The organism is Amycolatopsis sp. NPDC004169 (assembly GCF_040610315.1).
In the GTDB taxonomy this organism is placed as follows: domain Bacteria; phylum Actinomycetota; class Actinomycetes; order Mycobacteriales; family Pseudonocardiaceae; genus Amycolatopsis.
This window is the reverse complement of the sequence record NZ_JBEXMD010000036.1, coordinates 24,270-47,474: the sequence shown is the minus strand read 5'-3', so window position 1 is coordinate 47,474 and position 23,205 is coordinate 24,270. Positions and strand designations below refer to the sequence as shown.

18 protein-coding genes and 3 pseudogenes are annotated in these 23,205 nt (G+C 71.1%); 8 read left to right on the top strand and 13 right to left on the bottom strand.

The annotated features are described in order from the left end of the window. Positions 1-58: 58 nt before the first annotated feature. Both ABZX11_RS35860 and ABZX11_RS35855 read right to left on the bottom strand, forming a co-directional pair. The gene (locus ABZX11_RS35860; RefSeq protein WP_354921681.1) at positions 59-475 is read right to left on the bottom strand and encodes a PGPGW domain-containing protein; all 417 of its coding nucleotides are present in this window, start codon (positions 473-475) and stop codon (positions 59-61) included. After that, positions 442-1,866 carry a serine hydrolase domain-containing protein gene (locus tag ABZX11_RS35855; protein ID WP_354921678.1) on the bottom strand — a complete coding sequence of 475 codons (1,425 nt, stop codon included), beginning with the start codon at positions 1,864-1,866 and terminating at the stop codon, positions 442-444. The genes ABZX11_RS35860 and ABZX11_RS35855 overlap by 34 nt, the downstream gene beginning before the upstream one ends. Before the next feature lie 145 nt (positions 1,867-2,011). On the opposite strand from ABZX11_RS35855, the gene ABZX11_RS35850 reads away from it, so the two are divergent. Then, positions 2,012-2,611 carry a dihydrofolate reductase family protein gene (locus tag ABZX11_RS35850; protein WP_354921676.1) on the top strand — a complete coding sequence of 200 codons (600 nt, stop codon included), beginning with the start codon at positions 2,012-2,014 and terminating at the stop codon, positions 2,609-2,611. Between the two features lie 7 nt (positions 2,612-2,618). Here the strand turns inward: ABZX11_RS35850 and ABZX11_RS35845 are convergent, their stop codons facing one another. Together ABZX11_RS35845 and ABZX11_RS35840 are read right to left on the bottom strand one after the other, a co-directional pair. After that, positions 2,619-3,203: an FMN reductase gene (locus ABZX11_RS35845; RefSeq protein WP_354921673.1), complete on the bottom strand. Its 585-nt coding sequence runs from the start codon at positions 3,201-3,203 to the stop codon at positions 2,619-2,621. After that, positions 3,200-4,294, bottom strand: a complete 1,095-nt coding sequence (locus tag ABZX11_RS35840) for an LLM class flavin-dependent oxidoreductase (RefSeq protein WP_354921670.1) — start codon at positions 4,292-4,294, stop codon at positions 3,200-3,202. The genes ABZX11_RS35845 and ABZX11_RS35840 overlap by 4 nt, the downstream gene beginning before the upstream one ends. A gap of 107 nt (positions 4,295-4,401) precedes the next feature. Here ABZX11_RS35840 and ABZX11_RS35835 point away from each other — a divergent pair, with 107 nt between their 5' ends. The 5 genes and pseudogenes from ABZX11_RS35835 to ABZX11_RS35815 form a co-directional block, all read left to right on the top strand. Continuing rightward, positions 4,402-5,820, top strand: coding sequence for a hypothetical protein (locus ABZX11_RS35835; protein ID WP_354921667.1), 1,419 nt, complete (start codon positions 4,402-4,404; stop codon positions 5,818-5,820). 134 nt (positions 5,821-5,954) lie between these two features. Beyond that, a complete protein-coding gene (locus ABZX11_RS35830) occupies positions 5,955-8,006 on the top strand; it encodes a DNA topoisomerase IV subunit B (RefSeq protein ID WP_176172766.1) in 2,052 nt (683 codons plus the stop codon). Between the two features lie 27 nt (positions 8,007-8,033). Next, positions 8,034-8,441, top strand: a pseudogene (locus ABZX11_RS35825) (DNA gyrase subunit A); the annotation flags it as partial. Positions 8,442-8,444: 3 nt separating this feature from the next. After that, a pseudogene (locus ABZX11_RS35820) lies at positions 8,445-9,332 on the top strand (LAGLIDADG family homing endonuclease); the annotation flags it as partial. Between the two features lie 393 nt (positions 9,333-9,725). Continuing rightward, a pseudogene (locus tag ABZX11_RS35815) lies at positions 9,726-11,801 on the top strand (DNA gyrase subunit A); the annotation flags it as partial. Between the two features lie 44 nt (positions 11,802-11,845). On the opposite strand, the gene ABZX11_RS35810 reads toward ABZX11_RS35815, so the two are convergent. The 9 genes from ABZX11_RS35810 to ABZX11_RS35770 form a co-directional block, all read right to left on the bottom strand. After that, entirely contained in the window at positions 11,846-13,117 is a 1,272-nt protein-coding gene (locus ABZX11_RS35810) for an RICIN domain-containing protein (protein WP_354921664.1), read from the bottom strand. A 29-nt stretch (positions 13,118-13,146) separates the two neighbouring features. Next, positions 13,147-14,976 (bottom strand): glycoside hydrolase family 3 N-terminal domain-containing protein, encoded by a 1,830-nt coding sequence (locus ABZX11_RS35805; protein ID WP_354921661.1) that lies wholly within the window; start codon positions 14,974-14,976, stop codon positions 13,147-13,149. A gap of 119 nt (positions 14,977-15,095) precedes the next feature. Further along, the gene (locus ABZX11_RS35800) at positions 15,096-15,848 is read right to left on the bottom strand and encodes a tyrosine-protein phosphatase (RefSeq protein ID WP_176172770.1); all 753 of its coding nucleotides are present in this window, start codon (positions 15,846-15,848) and stop codon (positions 15,096-15,098) included. Between the two features lie 58 nt (positions 15,849-15,906). Then, positions 15,907-16,401: a YbaB/EbfC family nucleoid-associated protein gene (locus ABZX11_RS35795; RefSeq protein ID WP_176172771.1), complete on the bottom strand. Its 495-nt coding sequence runs from the start codon at positions 16,399-16,401 to the stop codon at positions 15,907-15,909. Continuing rightward, entirely contained in the window at positions 16,398-16,781 is a 384-nt protein-coding gene (locus ABZX11_RS35790) for a YbaB/EbfC family DNA-binding protein (RefSeq protein WP_176172772.1), read from the bottom strand. The genes ABZX11_RS35795 and ABZX11_RS35790 overlap by 4 nt, the downstream gene beginning before the upstream one ends. Positions 16,782-16,787: 6 nt before the next feature. Continuing rightward, the gene (locus ABZX11_RS35785) at positions 16,788-17,918 is read right to left on the bottom strand and encodes an NlpC/P60 family protein (protein WP_354921656.1); all 1,131 of its coding nucleotides are present in this window, start codon (positions 17,916-17,918) and stop codon (positions 16,788-16,790) included. Then, complete coding sequence (locus ABZX11_RS35780; RefSeq protein ID WP_354921653.1) at positions 17,915-18,244, bottom strand: hypothetical protein; 330 nt, start codon at positions 18,242-18,244, stop codon at positions 17,915-17,917. The genes ABZX11_RS35785 and ABZX11_RS35780 overlap by 4 nt, the downstream gene beginning before the upstream one ends. A 111-nt stretch (positions 18,245-18,355) precedes the next feature. Further along, on the bottom strand, positions 18,356-19,099 hold the full coding sequence (locus ABZX11_RS35775; protein WP_354921802.1) for a thioredoxin domain-containing protein: 744 nt from the start codon (positions 19,097-19,099) through the stop codon (positions 18,356-18,358). Between the two features lie 66 nt (positions 19,100-19,165). Further along, positions 19,166-19,672 carry a MauE/DoxX family redox-associated membrane protein gene (locus ABZX11_RS35770; protein WP_354921799.1) on the bottom strand — a complete coding sequence of 169 codons (507 nt, stop codon included), beginning with the start codon at positions 19,670-19,672 and terminating at the stop codon, positions 19,166-19,168. 76 nt (positions 19,673-19,748) lie between these two features. Here ABZX11_RS35770 and ABZX11_RS35765 point away from each other — a divergent pair, with 76 nt between their 5' ends. Then, positions 19,749-20,579, top strand: coding sequence for a glutamate ABC transporter substrate-binding protein (locus ABZX11_RS35765; protein ID WP_354921651.1), 831 nt, complete (start codon positions 19,749-19,751; stop codon positions 20,577-20,579). After that, the gene (locus ABZX11_RS35760; RefSeq protein WP_354921648.1) at positions 20,576-23,152 is read left to right on the top strand and encodes an ATP-dependent helicase C-terminal domain-containing protein; all 2,577 of its coding nucleotides are present in this window, start codon (positions 20,576-20,578) and stop codon (positions 23,150-23,152) included. The genes ABZX11_RS35765 and ABZX11_RS35760 overlap by 4 nt, the downstream gene beginning before the upstream one ends. The last annotated feature ends 53 nt before the right edge of the window (positions 23,153-23,205 follow it).

Genomic DNA, 23,205 nt, shown 5'->3' with positions numbered 1-23,205 from the left:
GACTACCTCGACCGGGACGCCGGACCGGCGCTGCAGCAGGCGATCGACGTCACGGTTCTCAGCTGTGACTGGCGGCCTCCCGCCGTCCCTTCACCCGCCGGTAGCTCCAGATCAGCAGCGCGAACAGGATCACCGACGACAGGATCAAGCTCGACCCGGTGCTCCAGCCGCTGAAGGGCAGCGACTTCACCGTGCCCCACACGATCCCCGCCGCCAGCAGGACCAGGCCGGCCAGCACCGAGCCGGCGATCCGCAGCGGTGAGGACACGCTGTCCTCGGCCGCCTTCATCGCGCGGTCGCGGACCGGGTCGACGTACCGCTCGAGCGCCGGGAACTCCGAGGCCAGCAGCAGGAGCCCGGCGAGCACCAACAGCAGCCCCGGGCCGGGGAGGACGAGCAGCACCACCCCGACCACCAGCAGGATCACACCCGCCACCGTGATCAGGATCCGCTTCGCCTGCTTGCCGATGCCCACTGGGCGTCTCCCCTCGTTTCACCCGATTCTTCCTGGTCCCGGCCTCGCGTGCCACTCACGAGGGCCCGCGCCCTGGCCACGGCCACGATCAGGCCCGCCAGCGCGACGACGCCGAGCGAGACCACGAGCCCCGGCCAGACGTAGAGCACCTGGGCGTAGGTACCCCGCCGTCCGGCGAATACCCATCCGAGCAGCTCGGGCAGGAACACCAGCGGGACGAGCGGCAGCAGCGGCGGCACGAGCCGCCACCAATGCCGCTTCCGGGCCCGGCGCACGCCGAGCACCGCCAGGCCCACCGCGGCCAGTGCCGGCGCGCCGAGTACCCGGTCGGCCACGACCCCGGCGGGCAGCGAAGGCTCCGGAGACCCGCCTTCCAGGACGCTCGCCAGGTCCTGGGCCAGCAGTTCCGCTTCGTTGTCCAAGGACAGGCCGGTGTTCGCCACCACGGCGACGGCGTACCCGCCGGGCAGCAGCACCTGCGCCGCGGTGTGGGAGAACCAGTCGCCGGTGTGGGACGCCCGCCCGTCCCGGACGCGCCAGCCGAGCGCGTAGTCGCGGCCGGGCGCGGGCGTGTGGGCGCTCCGGACCGACGCCGGGCTCAGCACCCCGCCGCCGTCCTGCTGCGCGCGCAGCCACTTCGCCAGGTCCTCCGCGGTGGTGAGCACGCCGTGGCTGCCCCCGGTGAACCAGTCCGGTTCGGACACCGGCAGCTCGATCCCGAAGGCCCGCACGTACCCCTCGGCCCCGGCGGGCGGGGTGTCCACCGTGGTGCTCGCCGTCATCCCGAGCGGGGCGAACAGCCGCGTCTTCAGGTACTCCGCGAACGGCTGCCCGGCCACGACCTCGACGATCCGCGCGGCCACCTCGTAGTTCGGGTTGTGGTAGCGGAACTCCGCGCCCGGCTCGCTGGCCAGCCGCGCGTCCTTCAGCCGGGTGACGGCCTCGGTGAGGCTGTGCGGCTGCGGCAGCCTCAGGTCGGGGAACGCCGAGTCGGCCATCCCGGACGTCTGGTCCAGCAGCATCCGGACGGTGATCTTCGCGCCGCGGGGGTCGGCGAGCCGGAAGTCCGGGAGGTACCGCGTCACCGGTTCGTCGAGGTCGAGCCGGTGGGTTTCGGCCAGCTGCAGGGCCGCGAAGGCGGTCATGGACTTGCTCAGCGACGCGATCGGGAGCCGGGTCGACGCGGTGATCGGGGCGCCCGCCGCGTCGTGGCCGTAGCCGGCGACGCGGACGACGTCACCGTTGTGGGTGATCGCTACCGCGGCGCCCGGGAGGCCGGTGTGGTCGAGGTGGGCGCGGACGTACCCGTCGATATCCGGCGGGGCCGCCGCGTGCGCCGGGGCCGGAGTGGCAGGCAGGAGGGCCGCGAGGACGAGGAGAAGCCTGATCATGACGGGAAAAGTAGGCGCGGGCCACCCCCAGCGGCTCCTGCCGGAGGGCGGGCACCGCCCCCTACTTTCGGCACCCGTCTTGACAGGCGGCCTATATTAAACTCGAAGGTTGATAAACCAGACGGTTGCAAGAGAGGTGCGGCTCATGCCGGGAGTGGTGGCGAGCTTCTGCATGTCGCTGGACGGGTTCGCGGCGCGGCCCGACGACAGCGTCGGACCGCTCTTCGACTGGTACCGGGCCGGGGACGTCGAGGTGCCGATGATCGGCTACCCGATGACGTTCCGCGTGGCCCCCGCCAGCGCGGAATACCTGAGCGACTTCCTCGATTCGATGCGCCACAGCGCGTTCGTCTGCGGCCGCCGCGTCTTCGAGTACACCCACGGCTGGGGCGGCAGGCCGCCGGGCGGCGGCGCGGCGTTCGTCGTGACGCACCGACCGCCGCCCACCGGCTGGCCCGCGGACCACTTGGCGGCCTTCACGTTCTGCGCGGACGTCGAGAGCGCGATCGACCGTGCCAAGGCGGCCGGCGACGGGACGGTCGGCGTGTCCGGGCCGTCGATCGCCCAGCAGTGCCTGCGCCTCGGGCTGCTCGACGAGCTGCGGATCGACCTGGTGCCGGTGCTGCTCGGCGAAGGCGTGCGCTACTTCGGGGATCCCGGCACCGGGAAGTTCGACCTGGAGCGGACCGAGATGGTGGCCGGGGCCGGCGTCACCCACCTGCGGTACCGCGTCCACCACCGCTGACGGGCGGCTACTGCGCCAAGAGCTGTTCGAACGGAACGAAGTCCGGCTCCTTCGGAGCGGCCACCCGCCCCTCGGCGGCCGAAGCCAGCTCCGCGCCCGCCTTCTCGATCCGCCGTTGCAACGCCCCCGAAGCCTCGCCACCGCCCCAGTCGGACGAAGCCGCGTACACGCCCGTCGCGACCGGATCCGCTTTCAGGTAACCGAACAGCGGCCGCAGCTGGTAGTCGAGCACCAGCGAATGCCGTTCCGTGCCACCGGTCGCCGCGAGCAGCACCGGCGTGCCCACCAGGGAATCGGTGTCCAGCACGTCGAAGAACGACTTGAACAGGCCGCTGTAGCCGGCCGTGAACACGGGTGTCACCGCGATCACCGCGTCCGCGCCGGTCACCGTCTCGATGGCCGTGCGCAGTTCCGGGCTCGGGAAGCCGGTCAGCAGGTTCTTCGTGATGTCGAGTGCGATGTCCCGCAGCTCCACCACGGAAACCTCGACCGGGGACCCGGCCGCGGCGACCGTCGCCGCGGCCAGGCGGTCCGCCAGCAGGCGGGTCGACGAGGGCACCGAAAGCCCCGCCGTCACCACTGCGAGCTTCATACTGTCGCCTCCACTGCGGCCGAAGCCGCCGCCTTCAGGGATTCGTGCGTCGGCGCGTCCGGGACGTGCGCCGGGCGCATCGCGTCCAGTTCCTTGCGCAGCACCGGGACCACCTGCTCGCCGAGCAGGTCGAGCTGCTCCAGCACGGTCTTCAGCGGCAGGCCGGCGTGGTCCAGCAGGAACAGCTGGCGCTGGTAGTCGCCGAAGTGCTCGCGGAAGGTCAGCGTCTTGTCGATGACCTCCTGCGGGCTGCCGACGGTCAGCGGGGTCTGGTCGGTGAACTCCTCCAGCGACGGGCCGTGCCCGTACACCGGGGCGTTGTCGAAGTACGGCCGGAACTCGTTCCACGCGTCCTGGGACTTGGGCCGGATGAACGCCTGGCCGCCGAGGCCGACGATCGCCTGGTCCGCCGAGCCGTGGCCGTAGTGCTCGAACCGCTGGCGGTAGAAGGCGATCAGCTGCTGGAAGTGCTCCTTCGGCCAGAAGATGTGGTTGGCGAAGAAGCCGTCACCGTAGTAGGCGGCCTGCTCGGCGATCTCCGGGCTGCGGATCGAGCCGTGCCAGACGAACGGCGGGACGTCGTCCAGCGGCCGCGGGGTCGAGGTGAAGCCCTGCAGCGGGGTGCGGAACTTGCCCTGCCAGTCGACGACGTCCTCGCGCCACAGCTTGCGCAGCAGCGCGTAGTTCTCGATGGCCAGCGGGATGCCCTGGCGGATGTCCTGGCCGAACCACGGGTAGACCGGGCCGGTGTTGCCGCGGCCCATCATCAGGTCGACGCGGCCGTCGGCGAGGTGCTGCAGCATCGCGAAGTCCTCGGCGATCTTCACCGGGTCGTTCGTGGTGATCAGGGTCGTCGACGTGGACAGGACGAGCTTGGACGTCTGCGCCGCGATGTAGCCGAGCATCGTCGTCGGGGACGACGGGACGAACGGCGGGTTGTGGTGCTCACCGGTCGCGAAGACGTCGAGGCCGACCTCCTCCGCCTTGAGCGCGATGCGGACCATCGCCTTGATCCGCTCGTGTTCCGTCGGCGTGGTTCCGTTCGTGGGATCGGTCGTGACGTCGCCCACCGTGAAGATTCCGAACTGCATGACCTGCTCCCTTCGCGAGCACCATCTTACATGCGCGTTCAACTACTTCCAAGCAAGAGATATTCCGGCCGACAAGCGCACTGGGGGCACCGGCTAAGGTCAAGGACATGGACGCGGAGCTCGCTCGGCTGGGTTTGGCAGAACGTTCGGTACGACTACTCGCCGGTCGCGACATCTGGGCCTCGATCACCCCCTTGCTCGCCCCGCGCCGGAACCTGGTGGCCGCCTTCGGTCACGTCGGGCCCGGCGCGGCGGCCCTGCTGCCCTTGCAACCCGGCGACACGCTGATCACGGACGCCAGCCTGGACACCGTGCTGTCCGGCGCGACGAGCCCGCACGCGCTGCTGCACTGGGTCAAGGCGGGTGTGATCGTGCACTCGCTGCGGGGGCTGAACGCCAAGCTGGTGATCGCGGAGGACGACCCGTCCTTCGTGGTGGTCGGCTCGGCCGACGTCACCGCGGCCGGCCCGCGGCAGCTGTTCGAGGCCGTCACCCTCTCCCACGAGCGGCACACCGTCGAGGAGGCCCAGGAGGCCTGGCTCGAGTGGTGCGACCTCGCCGGCCCGTCGCTGACCGCCGGTGACCTGGAGCCGCTCCTGGAGCAGTACGGCGCCGGCAAGCCGGTCACGGCCCGCCCGGCGACGCCCACCCGGTCCGCCGCCGCGCCCGCCCGGCCGGTGGTGACCAGCCGCCCGGCGACGCCGGTCCGGCCCGTGGCCGCGACGCCGCCGCCCTCGCCGGTGCGCCCGGCCACCCCGCCCGCTTCACCGGTCCGCCCCGGTGTGCCCGGCACCCCCGCCGCGGGCGCCACCACCGCGCCGGGCACCTCCGCAACCGGTTCCCCGGTGCCATCGCCCGCCGACCCCGCCCGCCCGGCGCAGCCGGGCGCGGAGCACGCGGCCGCCGAAGCCGGCTCGCCCGCGGCGCGGCCCGAAACCCCGGCCACCACCGAGCCCGCGGCGGCGGAACCGGTTGCGGCCGCGCCCGAAGCCGCGGCCCCCGAAGCTCCCGAGGCCACCGACGTGCCGCGGCCGGCCTGGCCGCGCCCGGCCGAGCTGTACCTGGTCAGCCTCGTCGAAGGCGGCGAGCCGTCCGCCGAGGCCGAGTACCGGCTCGAAGAGCTGCAGCGCGAGTACAACCACCCCGGCGAAAACGGCGAATCGCCGTTCCGGGTCGAGCTGCTCTGGGCCGACGACGGCCAGGGCCAAGACCCGCCGCGCACGCTCCGCGCGGGCGTGCACGTGATCCCCGTCTACAGCCAGAAGCAGGGCCGTCCCCTCGTCGGGTCCCGCATCGAGGCACCCGGTCTCGTCCTGCAGGCGCACATCGACGAGTTCGCCTACCCGCGGCGCACGTACTGCTACGTCCTGACCCGGCAGTCGGGCGCCAGGCCGGCCTTCGGCGACCTCCGCAAGGCCCTCGCCGCGATCGGCGAGAAGCCGAACTTCCGGAACAGCTTCCAGGTCCCGCGGAAGATCGAAGCCCTGCTGGGCCTGTGGCCCGACCTGGGCTACGACCCCCGCTAGGAGGCGGCGCCCGCCACTCCGGGGAGGGCAGCGCGCGAAAGTTGTCGGGGTCGGCGGATATCCTGCACTACGGTGCAGGCGAGTCCGCACCACCACCAGCACTTTCGCGAGCCACGATCCGGGAGAACGACCCTGTGACTGCCGAGACCTTGTACGGGGCCGACGACCTGACGCATCTCGAGGGTCTCGAAGCCGTCCGCAAACGACCCGGGATGTACATCGGCTCCACCGACAGCCGGGGCATCAACCACCTCTTCTCCGAGGTGGTGGACAACTCCACGGACGAGGGGGTCGCGGGCTACGCGACCAAGATCGTCGTCACACTGCACGCCGACGGCAGCGTCCAGGTCGACGACGACGGCCGCGGCATCCCGACCGGCACCCACGCCAAGTCCGGTTTGTCCGGCGTCGAGCTGGTGCTGACCCGGCTGCACGCCGGCGGCAAGTTCGGCGGCTCCGGCTACAAGACCTCCGGCGGCCTGCACGGCGTCGGCGCTTCGGCGGTCAACGCGCTGTCGCACCGCTTCGACGTCACGGTGAAGCAGGACGGCAAGGTCCACCAGATGTCGTTCAAGCACGGCGTGCCGGGCACGTTCGACGCGCCGGGCCCGAAGGCGAAGTTCACCCGCCGGTCCGGGCTGAACGTCGCCGGCAAGATGAAGCGCGGCGAGCGCAGCGGCACGTCGATCCGCTACTGGTACGACGCGCGCTACTTCGAGTCCGGCGCGGCGCTCGACGTCGAAGGCGTGCGCACGAAGCTGCGCAACACCGCGTTCCTCGTCCCAGGCGTCACGTACGTGCTGCGCACGGCGATCGAAGACACGATCAACGAAGAGACGTTCCACTTCCCGCACGGCCTGGCCGACATGGTCGACTTCCTCACCCCGTCGGGCGAGAAGCCGGTCTGCGGCACGCTGCTGATCACCGGCGAAGGCACGTACAAGGAGAACGCGGCCGACGCCGCGGGCGTCATGCAGTCCAATGTGGAGCGGCACGCCGAGGTCGAGGTGGCGCTGCGCTGGGGCACCGGCTACGAGCGCACGGTCGAGTGCTTCACCAACACGATCCGCAACGTGCACGGCGGCACCCACCGCCGCGGCTTCGACCGCGCGGTGACGAAGGCGTTGCAGGAGGCCATCTCCAAGACCCGCGGGCTGCTCAAGCCCAAGGAGGACATGCCGACCCTGGAGGACGTCCTCGAGGGCATGACAGCCGTGATCCACGTCCGGCTGCCGGAGCCGCAGTTCACCTCGCAGACCAAGGACGAGCTGTCCACCGCCGGGATCACCCGCGTGCTGCAGGGCATCGTCGACAAGCACGTCAAGGCCTGGACCGAGGATCGCAAGACGAAGTCCGAGGCCAAGGTCGTGCTGCAGAAGGTCGTCGACGCCTCGCGCGTGCGGCTCACCCAGAAGCAGCAGAAGGACGCCGCCCGGCGCAAGACCGCGCTGGAGGGCGCGGCGATGCCGCCGAAGCTGGTCGACTGCCGCACCACCGGCGTCTCCCGTTCCGAGCTGTTCCTGGTCGAGGGCGACAGCGCGCTGGGGTCGGCGCGGATGGCGCGCGTGTCGGAGTACCAGGCGCTGCTGCCGCTGCGCGGCAAGATCCTGAACGTGCAGAAGGCGTCGCTGGGCGACACGCTGAAGAACGCCGAGATCGCGTCGATCGTGCAGGTCCTCGGCGCGGGCACCGGCCGCACGTTCGACCTGTCGACCATGCGCTACGGCCGGGTGATCCTGATGGCCGACGCCGATGTCGACGGTTCGCACATCCGCACCCTGCTGATCACGCTGTTCGCGAAGTACATGCGCCCGGTGATCGAGGACGGCAGGCTGTATGCGGCCATGCCGCCGTTGCACAAGCTCGTCACGAAGGGCCGCAACCCGGAAACGCACTTCACGTACACCCAGCAGGAGATGGAGACGAAGTTCGCCGAGCTGGAGCGGGCGGGCAAGAGCATCGTCACCCCGGTGCCGCGGTTCAAGGGTCTCGGCGAGATGGACGCCGACGAGCTGTGGGAGACCACGATGAACCCGGCCACCCGCTCGGTCCGCCGGATCACCATGGACGACGTCGAAGCCGCCGAAGGCGCGCTGGAGCTGCTGATGGGCGAGAAGGTCGAGCCCCGGCGCAACTGGCTGGTCGCCTCATCGGACCGGATCGACCGCGAAGCCATCGACGCTTAATTTTCTCAGCTACCAAGGAGTTCTGCCGTGGCACGCCGCAAGGGCACCACCACCAAGGTCGATCCCAGCGCGTTCGACTCCCCGGGTGCGCACGTCTTCGACAACTCGCTGAAGACCGAGATCGAAGACTCCTACCTGGAGTACGCGTACTCGGTCATCCACTCGCGCGCCCTCCCGGACGCGCGGGACGGGCTGAAGCCGGTCCACCGCCGGATCCTGTACTCGATGAACGAGAACGGCTACCGCCCGACGCACGCGTACGTGAAGTCGTCCCGCGTGGTCGGTGACGTGATGGGCAAGTACCACCCGCACGGTGACGTCGCGATCTACGACGCGATGGTCCGGCTGGCCCAGGACTTCTCGCTGAACGTCCCGCTGATCGACGGCCACGGCAACTTCGGTTCACCCGACGACGGCCCGGCTGCCAGTCGCTACTGTGTGACCGGCGACACCCGGATCCGCCTGGCCGACGGCTCGAGCCCGCGTATCGCCGATGTCGTCAACCTGCCCGCCGATTCGGAGGCGGACGCCGACTTCGAGGTCCTCGACAAGGACGGCAAGGCCGTCCGGGTCGACAAGGTCTTCAACTCGGGTGTGCACCCGACGGTCCGGGTCACCACGAAATCGGGCTTCTCGATCCGAGGCAGCGAGAACCACCCTGTGCTGTGCCTCGAGGCGCCGATGGGTGTGCCGATGTTCCAGTGGAAGCAGCTGGACGAGGTGAAGCCGGGCACGATCGTGTGCCTCGCCCGCAACGCGTGGAAGAACGTGATCCCGACGGCCCGGGAGTACAACCTCGGCGTCCTTGCTGGCGCCTGGGCGTCCGAGGGCTTCGCCAGTGAGAACTCCGCAGGCTTCGCAAACTCGGACGAGCACTTCTTCGGAGAGGTGCTGCACGCCTACGACAAGGTCGTGCGCGGTGAACGGTATGTCCGCACCCGGCCCTCTCAGCCGAACCGGAAGCGTATCTTCGAGCTCGCCGTTCAGGGCCCAGCCCGCATGGAAGCCTTCCGCACGAGCCCCCTGGCCGAGTTGATCGGTCACCAAGCACGCGAGAAGTTCGTTCCCGCGTGTGTGTGGAACAGCGGCGCAGGGGTCAAGCGCGCCTTCCTGATGGCAGCGTTCGAAGGTGACGGCTGTTGTCGCAAGAATGGCGAGACCTACACGGTTGACTACACCACCTACAGCGAGCGGCTGGCCGCGGAGCTGCAGGAACTGCTCTCGGAGTTCGGCGTCATCGCAGTTCACCGGCGCTACACGCGGGCGAGCGGCTCGGTGGAACACCGGCTGGTCGTCTCCGGCTTGCGCAACGTGCGCGCGTTCGCCGAGCGGGTCGGGTTCCTGAAGACCAAGCAGGCGAGGCTGCAGGAGCTCGTCCAGCGGTCGGTCCGCCGCCCTCACCGACTCAGCTCGGATCACGTCCCGTTCGTGGCCGACTACGTCCGCGGAGCGCTCGAGTTCGACAAACGGGGCAGCGGGCGCAAGTGGCTGACCCAGCACAACTTCGATCGCATCGAGCGCTGGGAAACCGAGCGGCTGCGGATCATCGACCGGATCAAGGACACCGAGGTCTTGGCCACGATCCTGCCGATCATGGACTCGGGGTACCGGTTCGAAGAGGTCACCGAGGCGGTGGCCGCGGCTCCGGCCGAGGTCTATTCCGTGCGCGTCACGACGGATGACCACTCGTTCCTGGCCGGCGGGTTCGTCAACCACAACACCGAAGCGCGCATGTCGCCCGAGGCGATGCAGCTGGTCGGCGAGCTCGGCGAAGACACCGTCGACTTCCGGCCCAACTACGACGGCTCGCTCGAAGAGCCGTCCGTGCTGCCCGCCGCGTTCCCGAACCTGCTGGTCAACGGCACGTCCGGGATCGCGGTCGGGATGGCGACGAACATGATCCCGCACAACCTCGGCGAGGTCATCGCCGCGGCGCGGTGGCTGATCACGCACCCGTCGGCGACGCTCGACAAGCTGATGGAGTTCGTCCCCGGCCCGGATCTGCCCACCGGCGGCAAGCTGCTGGGCCTGGACGAGGTCCGCCGCGCCTACGAGACCGGCCGCGGCGTGGTCCGGATGCGCGCGAACGTCGAAACCGGGCCCCTGGAAGGCAGCCGCGGGCGGCAGGCGATCACCGTCACCGAGCTGCCCTACGGCGTCGGCCCGGAGAAGGTGATCGAGAAGATCACCGACGAGGTCAACAAGTCCAAGCGGCTCACCGGCATCGCCGACGTCAAGGACCTCACCGACCGCGAGAACGGCACCCGGCTGGTCATCGAGTGCAAGGTCGGCGTCAACCCGCAGGCCCTGCTGGCCGACCTCTACCGGCTGACGCCGCTGGAGCAGTCGTTCGGCATCAACAACCTGGTCCTCGTCGACGGCCAGCCGCAGACCCTGGGCCTGAAGGAACTCCTCGAGGTCTTCCTCCGGCACCGCTACGACGTCGTCACCCGGCGCACGAAGTACCGCCGCCGCAAGCGCGAGGAGCGGCTGCACCTGGTCGACGGCCTGCTGATCGCCCTGCTGAACATCGACAAGGTGATCCGGCTGATCCGCGAAAGCGAGAACGCGCAGGCGGCGAAGGACGGCCTGATGACGCGCTTCAAGCTCTCGGAAATCCAGGCGACCTACATCCTCGACACCCCGCTGCGCCGGCTCACGAAGTACGACCGCCTCGAACTCGAGTCGGAGCAGGAGCGGCTGCGCGAGGAGATCGCGGAGCTGTCCAAGATCCTCGACGACGAGTCGGTGCTGAAGAAGCTCGTTTCTGCGGAGCTGGCGAAGATCGCGAAGGACTTCCCGACCGAGCGCCGCACCGCCCTGATCGACGGCGACCTGAAGGAGGTCCTGGCCGCGTCGAAGCCGTCCGGGCCCCTCGAAGTCGCGGACGACCCCTGCCAGGTGATCCTCTCGGCGACCGGGCTGGTGGCGCGCACCGCTGCCGAGTCCGAAGAGGCGACCGAGACGCGCCGCCGCAACGGCCGCGTGAAGCACGACGCCGTGGCCGCCGTGGTCCACACGACCGCGCGCGGGCAGGTGCTGCTGGTGACCAGCCGCGGCCGCGCATTCAAGACGGACGTGCTGCCGCTGCCGGTGCTGCCCGAGCAGGCGGGCACGGTCTCGCTGCGCGGCGGGATGGCGGCTCGCGAGCTGGTGCCGTTGGAGAAGGGCGAGACGGTGATCGGCATCGCCCCGCTGGGCGAGCAGGCGGCGGGCTCCCCGGGCCTGGCGCTGGGCACCCGGGCGGGTGTCGTGAAGATCTGTTCGCCGGAGTGGCCGGTCCGCTCGGACGAGTTCGAAGTGATCTCGCTGAAGGACGGCGACGAGGTCGTCGGCGCCACGTGGCTGACGGACGGCTCGGAGACGCTGGCGTTCGTGTCGTCGGAGGCGTCACTGCTGAAGTACGCGGCCTCGCTGGTCCGCCCCCAGGGCCTCAAGGGCGGCGGCATGGCGGGCATGAACGTGGGCGCGGGCTCGGTGGTGTTCTTCGGAGCGGTCCGCACGGACGACGACGAGCACGGCGAGCCCCTGGTGATCACGGCGACGGGCCAGAGCGTGAAGGTGACCCCGTTCAGCGAGTACCCGGCCAAGGGCCGCGCGACGGGCGGCGTGCGGGCCCAGAGGTTCCTCAAGGGTGAGACGGCGTTGCGAGTGGCCTGGATCGGCCCCCGCCCGGCAGGCGCGGCCCGCAACGGCGACCCGGTGGAGCTCCCGGAGATCGACGTCCGCCGCGACGGCTCGGGCCACGCCCACCCGGGCCCGGACGTGGTGGGCCACCTCATCGAGCGCGACTGAGATCCGTGAGGGGCCACCCGGGAGGTGGCCCCTCACGGTTCCCGCTAGGCGACCTTGAACGACTGAGCGGCGCTGCCGTTGCAGGCCGCCTGGACCAGCTGGACGCTGTCCGCGGTGGACGAGCCCGGCACGGTCAGGCACTTGCCCGTGTGGCGGACGACGAAGTGGTAGTAACCGCTGCCTTCCGACACCGGCTGCCACTGCTGGTTGTTCCCGCCGCTGTAGGACCACAGCTGCAGGCCGGCGTTGTCGGCCGTCGACACGTCGGTCACGTCGATGACCTGGGCGGCGTTCGTCCGGTTGTTGATCCGGTCGTAGCCGCCGCTGGTCGGGGCGAACTGGTACTGCTGGGCCGTGGTGCCGTTGCACGTGTACTGCTGGATCACCGTGCCGTTCGCACTGCCCGCCGCGCGGGCGTCGACGCACTTGCCGGACGCCTTGTTCGTCACCGCGTACCAGGCCGCAGGGTCGATCGTGCCCGGGTCGGTCGGCCCGGTCGAACCGCCGCCGAGCCACTTCAGGCCGTCGAGCACGAACCGGTTCTGGTCGGCGCTCTCGAACGTCGACGACAGCGCGGTGTTCGTGTCGTAGTTCATCGCGTTGTGGCCGAAGTTGGCGTAGAGCATCTTGTAGTTCTTGTTCGTCCACGCGATCGGGTAGTAGCCGCTGTACCAGGTCTGGTTCGGGTCGGTGCCGATCGGGAACGTCGAGGAGTCCATCGACGCCAGGATCGAGATGTTGGCGTTCTGGCGCAGGTCGTTCTGCCAGGCGTACCACTCCGACGTCGACGACCGGATCGTCGCCGGCAGGTTCACCGTCGACGGGTGCGTGCGGTTCTCGATCTTCAGCGTCTCCGGCGTCGGGCCCCACGTGTTCGAGGTGAACCGGCCGGTGCCGAGGAAGTCGTTGTGGAACCAGTTCGCATACGACGGCGTCGAGCTGTCGTTGTAGGCGGTGACGTGGAAGCCGAAGAACCCGCCGCCGCCGGCCATGTAGTTCTGGAAACCCTGGAACTGGGCAGCCGACTGCGGCTGGTCGTCGAGGAACAGCACGACGTCGGCCGTGGACTTCGTCAGGCTCGTAAGCCGGTTCCAGTCGGTCGTCGCGGTGTAGGTGAAGCCGTTGGCCGACGCCTGCTGGGGGAACCAGACGTTGGCCTCCTTTTCGAAACTGATGTGCGCGGCGTCGTAGGTGCCGCTGTAGAAGGCCAGGACCTTGAACGGCGTCGCGGCCTGCACCGCCGGGGCACCGAGCGAAAGCCCCAGGCAGGCGGCGAAGAACGCCAGGATCCGGATCAGCGGACGGCGGGATCTCATGGGCGGACCTTTCCGGTGGGGGACGGAAATCACCAGGGGCGGTGCGGGTACCGCAGGCCGAACCCGAACGGGAACAGTGCGGGCTTGCCGTCACCGGCGTTGATCGGCTGCTGGTCGGCGCTGCGCATCCAGGTCACCGGCAGCTTGCCGGTCGGGTTGTAGTCGCCGAAGAGCACATCGGCGACGCCCTGCCCTTCGCTGCCCGGCAGCCACGACTCGACGAGCCCGGCCCAGTCCGGCAGCTGCGCGGCGATGTCGAGCGGGCGTCCGGAGACGAGCACGACCACGGTCGGCACGCCGGAGTCCTTGAGCTTCTGCAGCGTGGCGAGGTCGGTGGCGTCCAGCCCCATCCCCTGCGGCCGGTCGCCCTTGCCTTCGGCGTACGGCGTCTCCCCCACGACCGCGACGGCGACGTCGTAGCTGCGGTCGATCCCGGTGCCGTCCTTAGCGTAGGTCACCTGGCCCGAGCTGTTCCGGATGCCCTGCAGGATGGTGGTGCCGGGGATGACGGGCCCGCTGGTGCCCTGCCAGCCGACGGTCCAGCCGCCGGACTGGTTGCCGATGTCGTCCGCGCTCTTGCCGGCCACGAAGATCTTGCTGCGCCGCGAAAGCGGCAGCACGTGATTCTCGTTCTTGAGCAGCACCTGGGATTCGCACACGGCCTGCCGGGCGAGGTCGCGGTGCGGCTTGCTGCCGATGGTGGCCAGGAACCGCCGGTCGGTCAGCGGGTGCTCGAACAGGCCGAGCTCGAACTTCTTGGTCAGGATGCGCCGGTTGGCGTCGTCGATCCGGCTCAGCGGCACGCGGCCCTGCTCGACGAGCGTCCGCAGCGTGTCGATGAACTTCTGCCACTCGAAGGGCACCATCACCATGTCGATACCGGCGTTGATGGCGGCCTCGACCTCGTCGGGGGTGAACCCGCTCTTGCCGTCGATCTTGTCGACGCCGTTGTAGTCGGAGACGACGATCCCGGTGAAGCCGAGCTCCTTCTTGAGGACGTCGTTGATCAGGTACGAGCCGGCGTGCATCTTGACGCCGTTCCAGCTGCTGTAGGAGATCATCACCGACCCGACCCCGCGCCGGACGGCGGCCCGGAACGGCGGCAGGTGGATCGCGCGCAGTTCCTGCTCGCTGATTTCGGTGTTGCCTTCGTTGACGCCGCCGGTGGTGCCGCCGTCGCCGACGTAGTGCTTGGCGGTGGCGAGCACTGAGCCGGGCCGGTCGAGCTTGGTGCCCTGCAGCCCGGTGATGATCGACGTCATCTGCGTGGCGAGCTGCGGGACCTCGCCGAAGGACTCGTAGGTCCGGCCCCAGCGATCGTTGCGCGCGACGCACAGGCAGGGCGCGAAGTCCCAGTCGATCCCGGTGCCGGAGACCTCTTCGGCGGTGGCGCGGCCGATGCGTTGCACGAGTTCCGGGTCGCGGGTCGCGCCGAGGCCGATGTTGTGCGGGAAGACTGTGGCACCGTAGAGGCCGTTGTGCCCGTGGACGGCGTCGACGCCGTAGATGAGCGGAATGCCCAGAGGCGTGGCGAGCGCGGCCTTCTGGAAGCCGTCGTACATGTCGGCCCAGGTGACGGGCGTGTTCGGGGTGGGCTGCGAGCTGCCGCCGGAGAGCAGCGAGCCGAGCCGCCCGGTGGTGACGTCGGCCGGGCTTTCGACCCCGAGCCGTTCGGCCTGCATCATCTGGCCGAGCTTGTCGTCGAGCGACATCCGCGAGAGCAGATCGGCCACCCGCACCTTGACGGGGCGCCAGGAGTCCTTGTAGGCCGGGCCGTTCCCGGCGAGCGCGGGGGTTTCCGAGCCGAGCAGCAACCCGACGGCCAGCGCGCCGATGCCCAGCCTGCGTCCGAGGCGCATCCGGGTCCTCCTCGTCGAGAGACCAAAATTCACGCCTTGGATTAAGACACAGCGATACGCGGCTGGTCCAGACCTCTCAACGAACTCGGTTACCGCTCACCGGGACCGCCCGGACCGCGCTACCCCACCAGCCGGGCGCGAACGGCCCGCAGTTCGCCGCCGGTGACGCCGGCGGCCAGCAGGTACCGCTCGACGTCGAACTCCTCGAGCGTCGCCAGCACCGCCCCTTCGGCCGTGGTGCGGTGCTTCGCGAGCGCGGCCCGGATGACCGGCCCCTGGTCGTCGGCGCCCATCGCGGCGACAAGATCCCCGAGGGCTTCGGCCGACAGGGCGTAGTCGGCGGCGATCGCCCGGGGCTCGACGCCGGCCAGTGCGAGCAGCAGGAGCGCCACCAGGCCCGTGCGGTCCCGGCCCATGCCGCAGTGGAACAGCACGCCGGAATCGGCGTGGGCCATCGCCTTGACGACCGCGGCGCAGCGGCCGGCCTTCCGCCGGAGGAAGACCGGGTAGTAGAGCGGCGTGCCGTTGAGCCCGGCGCCGTTGATGTGCTGCCAGAACGCGAGGTCGTCGACGTCGTCGAGCGGGACTTCGAGCCGTTCGATCCCGGCCGGGGTGGCCGGCCCGGCGGTGTCCGCGGTGAACTGCGCCGAACCCGCCTGCGCGGTCCGGGGTTCGGCCGCGGGCCGGATCTCGTCGGCGTTCCGGAGGTCGACGACGGTGCGGACCCCCGCGGCACGCGCCTGCGCCCACCCCGCCTCGGTGACGAACCGCAGGTCCGCCGCCCGGAAGAAGGCACCGAACCGGGTCGTCTTCCCGGACGTCGCCGGCAGCCCGCCGAGGTCCCGGGTGTTGTGGAAACCCGGCCAGGACACCACCCTGCTCGCGCTCAAATCGTCGGCCCCCTCCGGTAGCGTGGAAAACGGGGGCTGCTCAGCGATCCGAGCGCAGCGAAGCCGGGTCGAAACTCTCCCAATAAGCGTCCTCGTCCTCAACGCTCGGGGCAGGAGAAGCAGCAGCGGGCGAAGCCCCCAGCCGTTCCTCCCGCAACCGCTGGAACTCCTCGACCGTCATCCCCGGGTCGTCGTCCTCCGCCCGGGCCGGCGCCGGCATCCCGGTCATCCGCTCGATCATGGCGGTCATGTCCTCGCCCACCAGCAAGGCCACCTTGTTGTACCCGTCCTGCGTCGCCTCGCGCATGGCCGCCTGGGCGATCTCCACCACCAGCGGCCCCAGCCCCTCGCCCAGCTCCACCGCCGACGGCGCCAGCCACAACCGCAGCAGCTTCCCGCGGGCATCGACCGTCACTTCGACCTGGCCGTCCCGGTCGTGAGCTGTCCCCGACGCCGACGCCAGCAGCTCCTCCACTCGCGCCATGGCCTCTTCGCGGGCCCGGGCCTGCGCGATCAGCTCGCGCGTCGTGATCACCGCCGCCCCCCTTCGTACGAATACGTCTCGGCGTCCGGGTCGTCGTCCGGGATCGGCTCGTAGCCCAGCGTTTCCAGCTGTTCCGGGGGAACCGCGGACGACAGGGCGTGGTACATCCGGTCGCCCGCCCGCCGGGTCGCGCGCTGGGCCAGCTCGAAGATCCGGTCGGCGAGCACGGCCGAGCCCTGCCGCAGCACCGAGCGGTGGATCGTCAGCCCGGTCAGCAGCCCGCCCGGCGCCACCTGGACCTCGATGCCGTCGGACGAAGCCTTGCCCACCACTGGACCCGAGCGGGCCAGGCGCGCGGACACCTCCTCGCCCGCCCGCGATGCCTGCTCGGCGATCCGCGCCGCCGCCAGGTCGACGTCGAAGTCAGACACAGCAAATCACCCCGTGGGCCGGTAGAAACCGATGAACGACTGTCCCGCGTTGGTGGTGCGGATCTTGCTGATCTGCACCGGGTCGCCCGCCTCGATCATCTGGCCGTCGCCGATCACCATCGCCACGTGGCCGGACCACACGACGAGGTCGCCCGGCAGCAGCTGGTCGATCGACGGCACCTCGGCCCCGACCGTCTGCTGCGCCGCCGTCCGCGGCAGCTGCAGGCCGGCGTCCTGGTAGGAGGTCATGGTCAGCCCGCTGCAGTCGAGGCCGACGCCGCGGGCGGTGCCGCCCCACACGTACGGCACGCCGAGCTGCGCGAGCGCGTTGCGCACCGCCTTGGCCGCCGTCTCGTTCGGCGCCATGACCTGCTTGCCGCCGGGGAGGTTGATCGCGACGCCGGAGCCGGGCTGCGGCGGGATCGCGACCGGCAGCCGCGGCTTGTGCACCGCGCCCCCGCCGCCGCCTCCCCCGCCACCGCCGCCCCCTCCGCCGCCGCCGTCCGAACCGCCGGAGTACCCGCTGTTGCTGTTGAACGACGACCCGACCTTGGTCGAGGGCGAGGCCGAAGAGGCCGACGTCGACTGCTCTTCGCCGCCGAGCCGGGTGCCGATCGCGGTCAGGTCGTTGATCGTCTGCTCGCTGAACGTGGCCGCCTGGCCGGTGAGCTGGCTGATCTTCGTCTGCAGCTTCATCAGGATGTCGCGCGAAGCGGCGCCGCGGCTCTCCGGCGGCTGGATGGTCTTCACCGCTTCCAGTGCCTTCATCGACGCCGCGATCTCCTTGATGATCTGGTCGCGGACCTGGTCGTTCTTGATCTCGCCGACGTGCAGCGTCTCGGCCGCCTCCGCGACGGCCGTCTCGATCTCGGCGCTTTCGTCGAGGAGGTCCTGGACCTCCTGTTCGAGGCTCTGCGACGTCGCCGTGGCGCGGTCGGTCGTCGAGCCCGAGCTGGCCGAAGCGAGGTTGACGCGCTGCTCCGACGCGACGTCGCGGGTGCGCCCCACCGACGTCTGCAGGGCGACGTGCGCGTCCCGCGCGCCGCTGATGGCGACCGGGTCGTGGCGCAGCTTCTGCGCGAACTGGTTCGTCGTGTCCAGGTGGTGGCGGACGAGCTGGTCGGTGTGCTCGGTCACGAATCGCCGCCCAGCCGCCGGATGACGTCGCCGTGCTCGCCCTCGACCGCCGCGTAGTTGCGGTCGGTCTGCCGGGCGGCTTCGCCGACCTGCCGCCAGCTGCCGCCGACGCGGTGCATCTTCTCCTGCAGCGCGCGCATCCGGCCGCTGTAGGCCCCGGAGAAGCCGGACTCGCCGCCCATCTCCGAGAAGCCGTGGCCGCCGAGCGTCACGTGCGGGCCGACGTGCTTCTCGGCCGCGCCTTTGACGTCTTCGCCGAGCGGGTCGACTTCGCGCGCATACCGCGTGTACGCGCCCTCATCGACGTGAAACCCCGAACCGTCCACTGGTCCTCCCTGTCACCGACAGGTGCGACGTGCGCGCTACACCCCCGGTTCCCCTGCTCAGGGATCCAGCCTAGTCGACGGTCCGTACCCGGGTGGGCGAATTGCCGGGAGTCAGCCGGTCACCTTCGCGAGCCAGCTCGGGTCCTGCCAGGACACGATCGCCCCGTTCGCGGTGACCGTCGGCGTGCCGAACCCGGACTGCCCGCCACCGAAGTCCTGCGCCAGCTTCGGGTCGTTCTCGATCTGCTGGAACGCCGAGTTCAGCTGCTCGTCGTAGGTGCCGGCGTTGACCGTCCGGGCGAACGCCGGGTCGGTGATGCCGACGTTCTTGCCGAGCTCGATCAGCTGCGCCTTGTCGTAGCCGCGCTTGCCCTCCTCGGGCTGGTTGGCGAACAGCGCGTCGTGGAACTGCAGGAACTTGCCCGCGTCGGCCGCGGCGAGCGCCGCGTTCGCCGAGTCGAGCGAGTAGCCCGGCGGGCTGGAGCGCTGGTTGAGCAGCGGCACCATGTGGTAGCGCACCTGCAGCTTGCCGTCGTTGATCGCCTGCTCGATCTGGCTCTTGTACTGCTTCTCGAACTCGCCGCAGATCGGGCAGAGGAAGTCGGCGTAGACGTCGATCGACGCCTTGGCACCCGCCTTGCCCACGGTGACGACGACGCCGTCGCGCTTCTGCGTGACGTCGCCCGCCAGCGAGCTCGTCTTGCCGGCGTCGATGATCTGGCCCTCGGTGCTGTTCCGGTCGGCGATCGTCCAGATCACGCCGCCGATCACGAGCGCGGCCACGACGACCACGGCACCGATCCCGATGATCCACTTGCGCCGGTCGCCGGAGGCTCCCCTGGCCTGCGCGACCACGTTCGAACCGGCCTGCGCCGCCTGACGGCGCTTCCGCGCGGTCCGTTCAGCTCCACCCACTGTGTATCAGTTCCCTTCCGCGATACCCGAGTAGTCGGGTTCGGGTTCGCCCGAGTTCCCGCGACCTCGCGCCAGCCAGCCGTCGAGCGACAGCCACGTGCGCGGCCGCACCACCAGCCAGACGGCGAGCAGCGCGAACCCCGTGTCGCGGAGGATCTCCTGCGGGTACTCGGTCTGCCCCGCCGCCACCTGACCGCCGCCGCCGAAACACCCGCAGTCGATGCTCAGCCCGCGGGCCCACGACTGGGCGATCCCCGCGATGAGCACCACGAGCAGCCCCAGCGCGGCCGCCGCGGCCCACCGGGTCGCCAGGCCCGCGAGCAGCAGCAGGCCGAGCACGAGTTCCACGAGCGGCAGCGCGATGGCCACCACGTTCGCGAGTGCGTCCGGCAGCACCTGGTACGCCTGCACGGCGATCAGCGTCTGGCCGGGATCCGCCAGCTTGAGCGCACCGGAAACGAGCCAGACGGCCGCCAGCCCGAGCCGGGCGAGCGTGCCGACGGTGTTCAGCACGGGTTGGGACGGTCGCACCACGCACTTAGGCTAACGGGGGGACCTGAGAACAACGTGAGGCGGAGGGAGCGGCCGGATGCGGTGGCGCATGCTCCTCGGCTCGGCGTTGCTGCTGGTCACGGTGTCGGCGTGCGGTCCGGCGCGGGTGTCGCCCACCGACTCGCTCGTCACCCGGGCGAGTGCCGCGGATCACCTGACCATCGGCATCCGGTTCGACGCACCGGGGCTCTCGGAACACACGATCGACGGCCGGTTCGTCGGGTTCGACGTCGATGTCGCGACTTTCGTCGCGAGCGAGCTCGGCGTCGCGGCGAAGGACATCACGTGGCGCGAGACGACGTCGGCCACGCGGGAGACGGACCTCACCTCCGGCGCCGTCGACCTGGTCGTGGCGAGCTATTCGATCACCGGCAAGCGCAAGGAGGTCGTGGCGTTCGCCGGCCCGTACTTCACCACCGGGCAGGACCTGCTGGTGCGGAAGACGTCGGCCGACATCTCCGGGCCGGAGGCGCTCAACGGGCGGCGGCTGTGCTCGGTCACCGGGTCGACGCCGGCGCAGCAGGTGAAGGACAAGTTCGCCCAGGCCGTCCAGCTGGTCGAGTACCCGCGGTACTCCGACTGCGTGACCGCGCTGCTCGCCGGGCAGATCGACGCGGTGACCACGGACGCGGCGATCCTGGCCGGCTACGTCGCCCGCGACCCGGAGCTGCTGAAGATCGTCGGGAAGCCGTTCTCGAAGGAGAACTACGGCGTCGGCCTGCGCAAGGGCGACACCCAGGGCGTCGCCGCGGTCGACGACGCGATCCGGAAGATGATCTCCTCGGGCGAATGGCTGCGCTCGCTCAACGCGAACATCGGCCCGTCCGGCTACCAGCTGCCCCCACCCCCCGAGGTCACCGAGAAGTGAAGCTGCCCGACCTGCCGGTCCGGTCCGTGCTGCCCGACGTCGTCGCCGCGCTGGAGAGGCGCGGCGCCGCGGTGCTCGTCGCGCCGCCCGGCACGGGGAAGACGACGCTGGTCCCGCTCGCCCTGGCGTCGGCGGCCGAGGGCCGGGTGGTGGTCGCCGAGCCGCGGCGGCTGGCGGCGCGCGCGGCGGCCGCGCGGATGGCGGCGATCCTCGGGGAACCGGTCGGCGAGACCGTCGGGTACGCCGTGCGCGGCGACCGGAAGGTGTCCGCGCGAACCCGCATCGAGGTGGTGACGTCCGGGCTGCTGGTGCGGCGCGTGCAGGGCGACCCCGAGCTGCCGGGCGTCTCGACGGTGCTGCTCGACGAGTGCCACGAGCGGCACCTGGACGCCGACCTGCTGCTGGCGCTGCTCCTGGACGTCCGCGCCGGGCTGCGCGAGGACCTGCGGCTGCTGGCGACGTCGGCGACGGTCGCGTCCGGACGCCTGGCGGCCCTGCTCGGCGACGCCCCGGTGGTGACGGCGACGGCGCGGACCTTCCCGGTCGAGTTCTCCTACGTCCCGCCGGCCCGCGGCGAGCGCGTCGAGGCGTGTGTCGCGCGGGCGGTGCGGACGGCGTTGTCTTCGGGCGACGGCGACGTGCTGGCCTTCCTCCCCGGCGCGGGCGAGATCGCCCGCACTTCGGGATTGCTGCGTCTGTCCGATGTGGACGTCCTCCCGTTGCACGGCCGGTTGTCGGCGGCGCACCAGGACGACGCGCTGCGGCCGCGTTCGCGGCGGCGGGTGGTGCTGGCGACGGCCGTGGCGGAGTCGAGCCTGACGGTGCCGGGGGTGCGCGCGGTGGTGGACTCGGGCCTGGCGCGCGTGCCGCGCGTCGACCACCGGCGCGGGCTGCCGGGCCTGGCGACGGTGCGCGTTTCGGCGGCGGTGGCCGCGCAGCGGTCCGGCCGCGCGGGCCGGGAGGCGCCGGGGCGGGCGTACCGCTGCTGGGCCGAGCACGAGCAGGCGACGCTGCCGGCGTACCCCGAGCCGGAGATCCGCACGGCCGAGCTCGCCCGGCTGGCACTGGAACTGGCGTGCTGGTCGACCCCGGACGGCAGCGGGCTGGCCTGGTGGGACCCGCCGGGCGAAGGCGCGCTGGCGGCCGGCCGGGCGTTGCTGGTGACGCTGGGCGCGACGGCCGCGGACGGCACGGTCACCCCGCGCGGACGGCGGATGGCGGAGCTCGGCCTACACCCGCGCCTGGCCCGCGCACTGCTGGACGGTTCTTCGGAGGTCGGCGCCCGCAACGCGGCGGAGGTAGTGGCGCTGCTGGACGCGGGCGCGACGCTGACGGACGTGGCCGCGGAGCTGCGCCGCCTCCGCTCGGCGGCGGACGAGGGTTCGCGGCGCTGGAAGCGCGAGGTCCAGCGACTGGAGGGTCTGGTGTCCCGCAACCGGACCACCCGCTCCCCGTCCACCGGCAGTTCCGCCCCCGATCACGCGAGATCCGCCCTCGGCCACGCGAGATCCGCACCCGATCACGCGAGCTCCGCCCTCGACCACACGACTTCCGGCTCCGATCACGCGAGTTCCGCCCCTGATCACAAGAGATCCGGCTCCGACCACGCGAGTTCCGTTCCCGCGTCCGGCGGCCACCGCCCCGATCCCGCGCTGGTCGTCGCCCTCGCGCACCCCGAGCGGCTCGCCCGGCGGCGGCCCGGTGGCGCGCCCGTCTACCTGATGGCCGGCGGCACCGCCGCCGAACTCCCGCCCGGCAGCGGCCTCGACGCCGAGTGGCTGGCCGTCGCCGAAGCCACCCGCGACCCCGGCCGCGTCCACGGCACCATCCGCCTCGCCGCGGCCGCCGACGAAGCCCTCGCCGTCAAGGCCGGCTCGGTGTCCGAAGTGGATGAAGTGAGCTGGGACGGCGACGTCGTCGCCCGGCGGGTGCGCAGGCTCGGCGCCATCGTCCTGTCCGAGAAGCCGCTCAAGAACGCGGACGTGCACGATGCCCTCGTCACCGGGTTGCGCACCGAGGGCCTCGGCCTCCTCAAGTGGAGCCAGGACGCGACCCGGCTGCGGGAGCGGATGGCGTTCCTGCACCGCGTCCTCGGGCCGCCGTGGCCGCCGGTGGACGACGCCGCGCTGCTGTCCGATGTGGACAGCTGGCTGGACCTCGGCACCGCGCGCCGGAAGGCCGACCTGGCGAACATCAACGCCGGCACCGCGCTGAAGGCGCTGCTCCCCTGGCCGGAGGCGGCGAAGCTGGACGACCTCGCCCCGGACCGGCTCGAAGTGCCGTCGGGCTCGCACATCCGCGTCGACTACCGCGGTGACCAGCCGGTGCTGGCCGTCAAGCTGCAGGAGACGTTCGGCTGGACCGAAACCCCGGTGCTCGCCGGCGTCCCGGTGGTGCTGCACCTGCTCTCCCCGGCCGGCCGCCCGGCCGCGATCACCGCCGACCTCGCGTCGTTCTGGACGTCCGGCTACCCGGCCGTGCGCGCCGACCTGCGCGGCCGCTACCCGAAGCACCCGTGGCCGGAGGACCCGGCGGCCGCGGTCCCGACCCGCCACACCCGCCGCCGCACCTGACGAAAGTCGGGGGCGGCTCGCGACCGTCGTCCGATGTCGGCGCTCACCCGCGG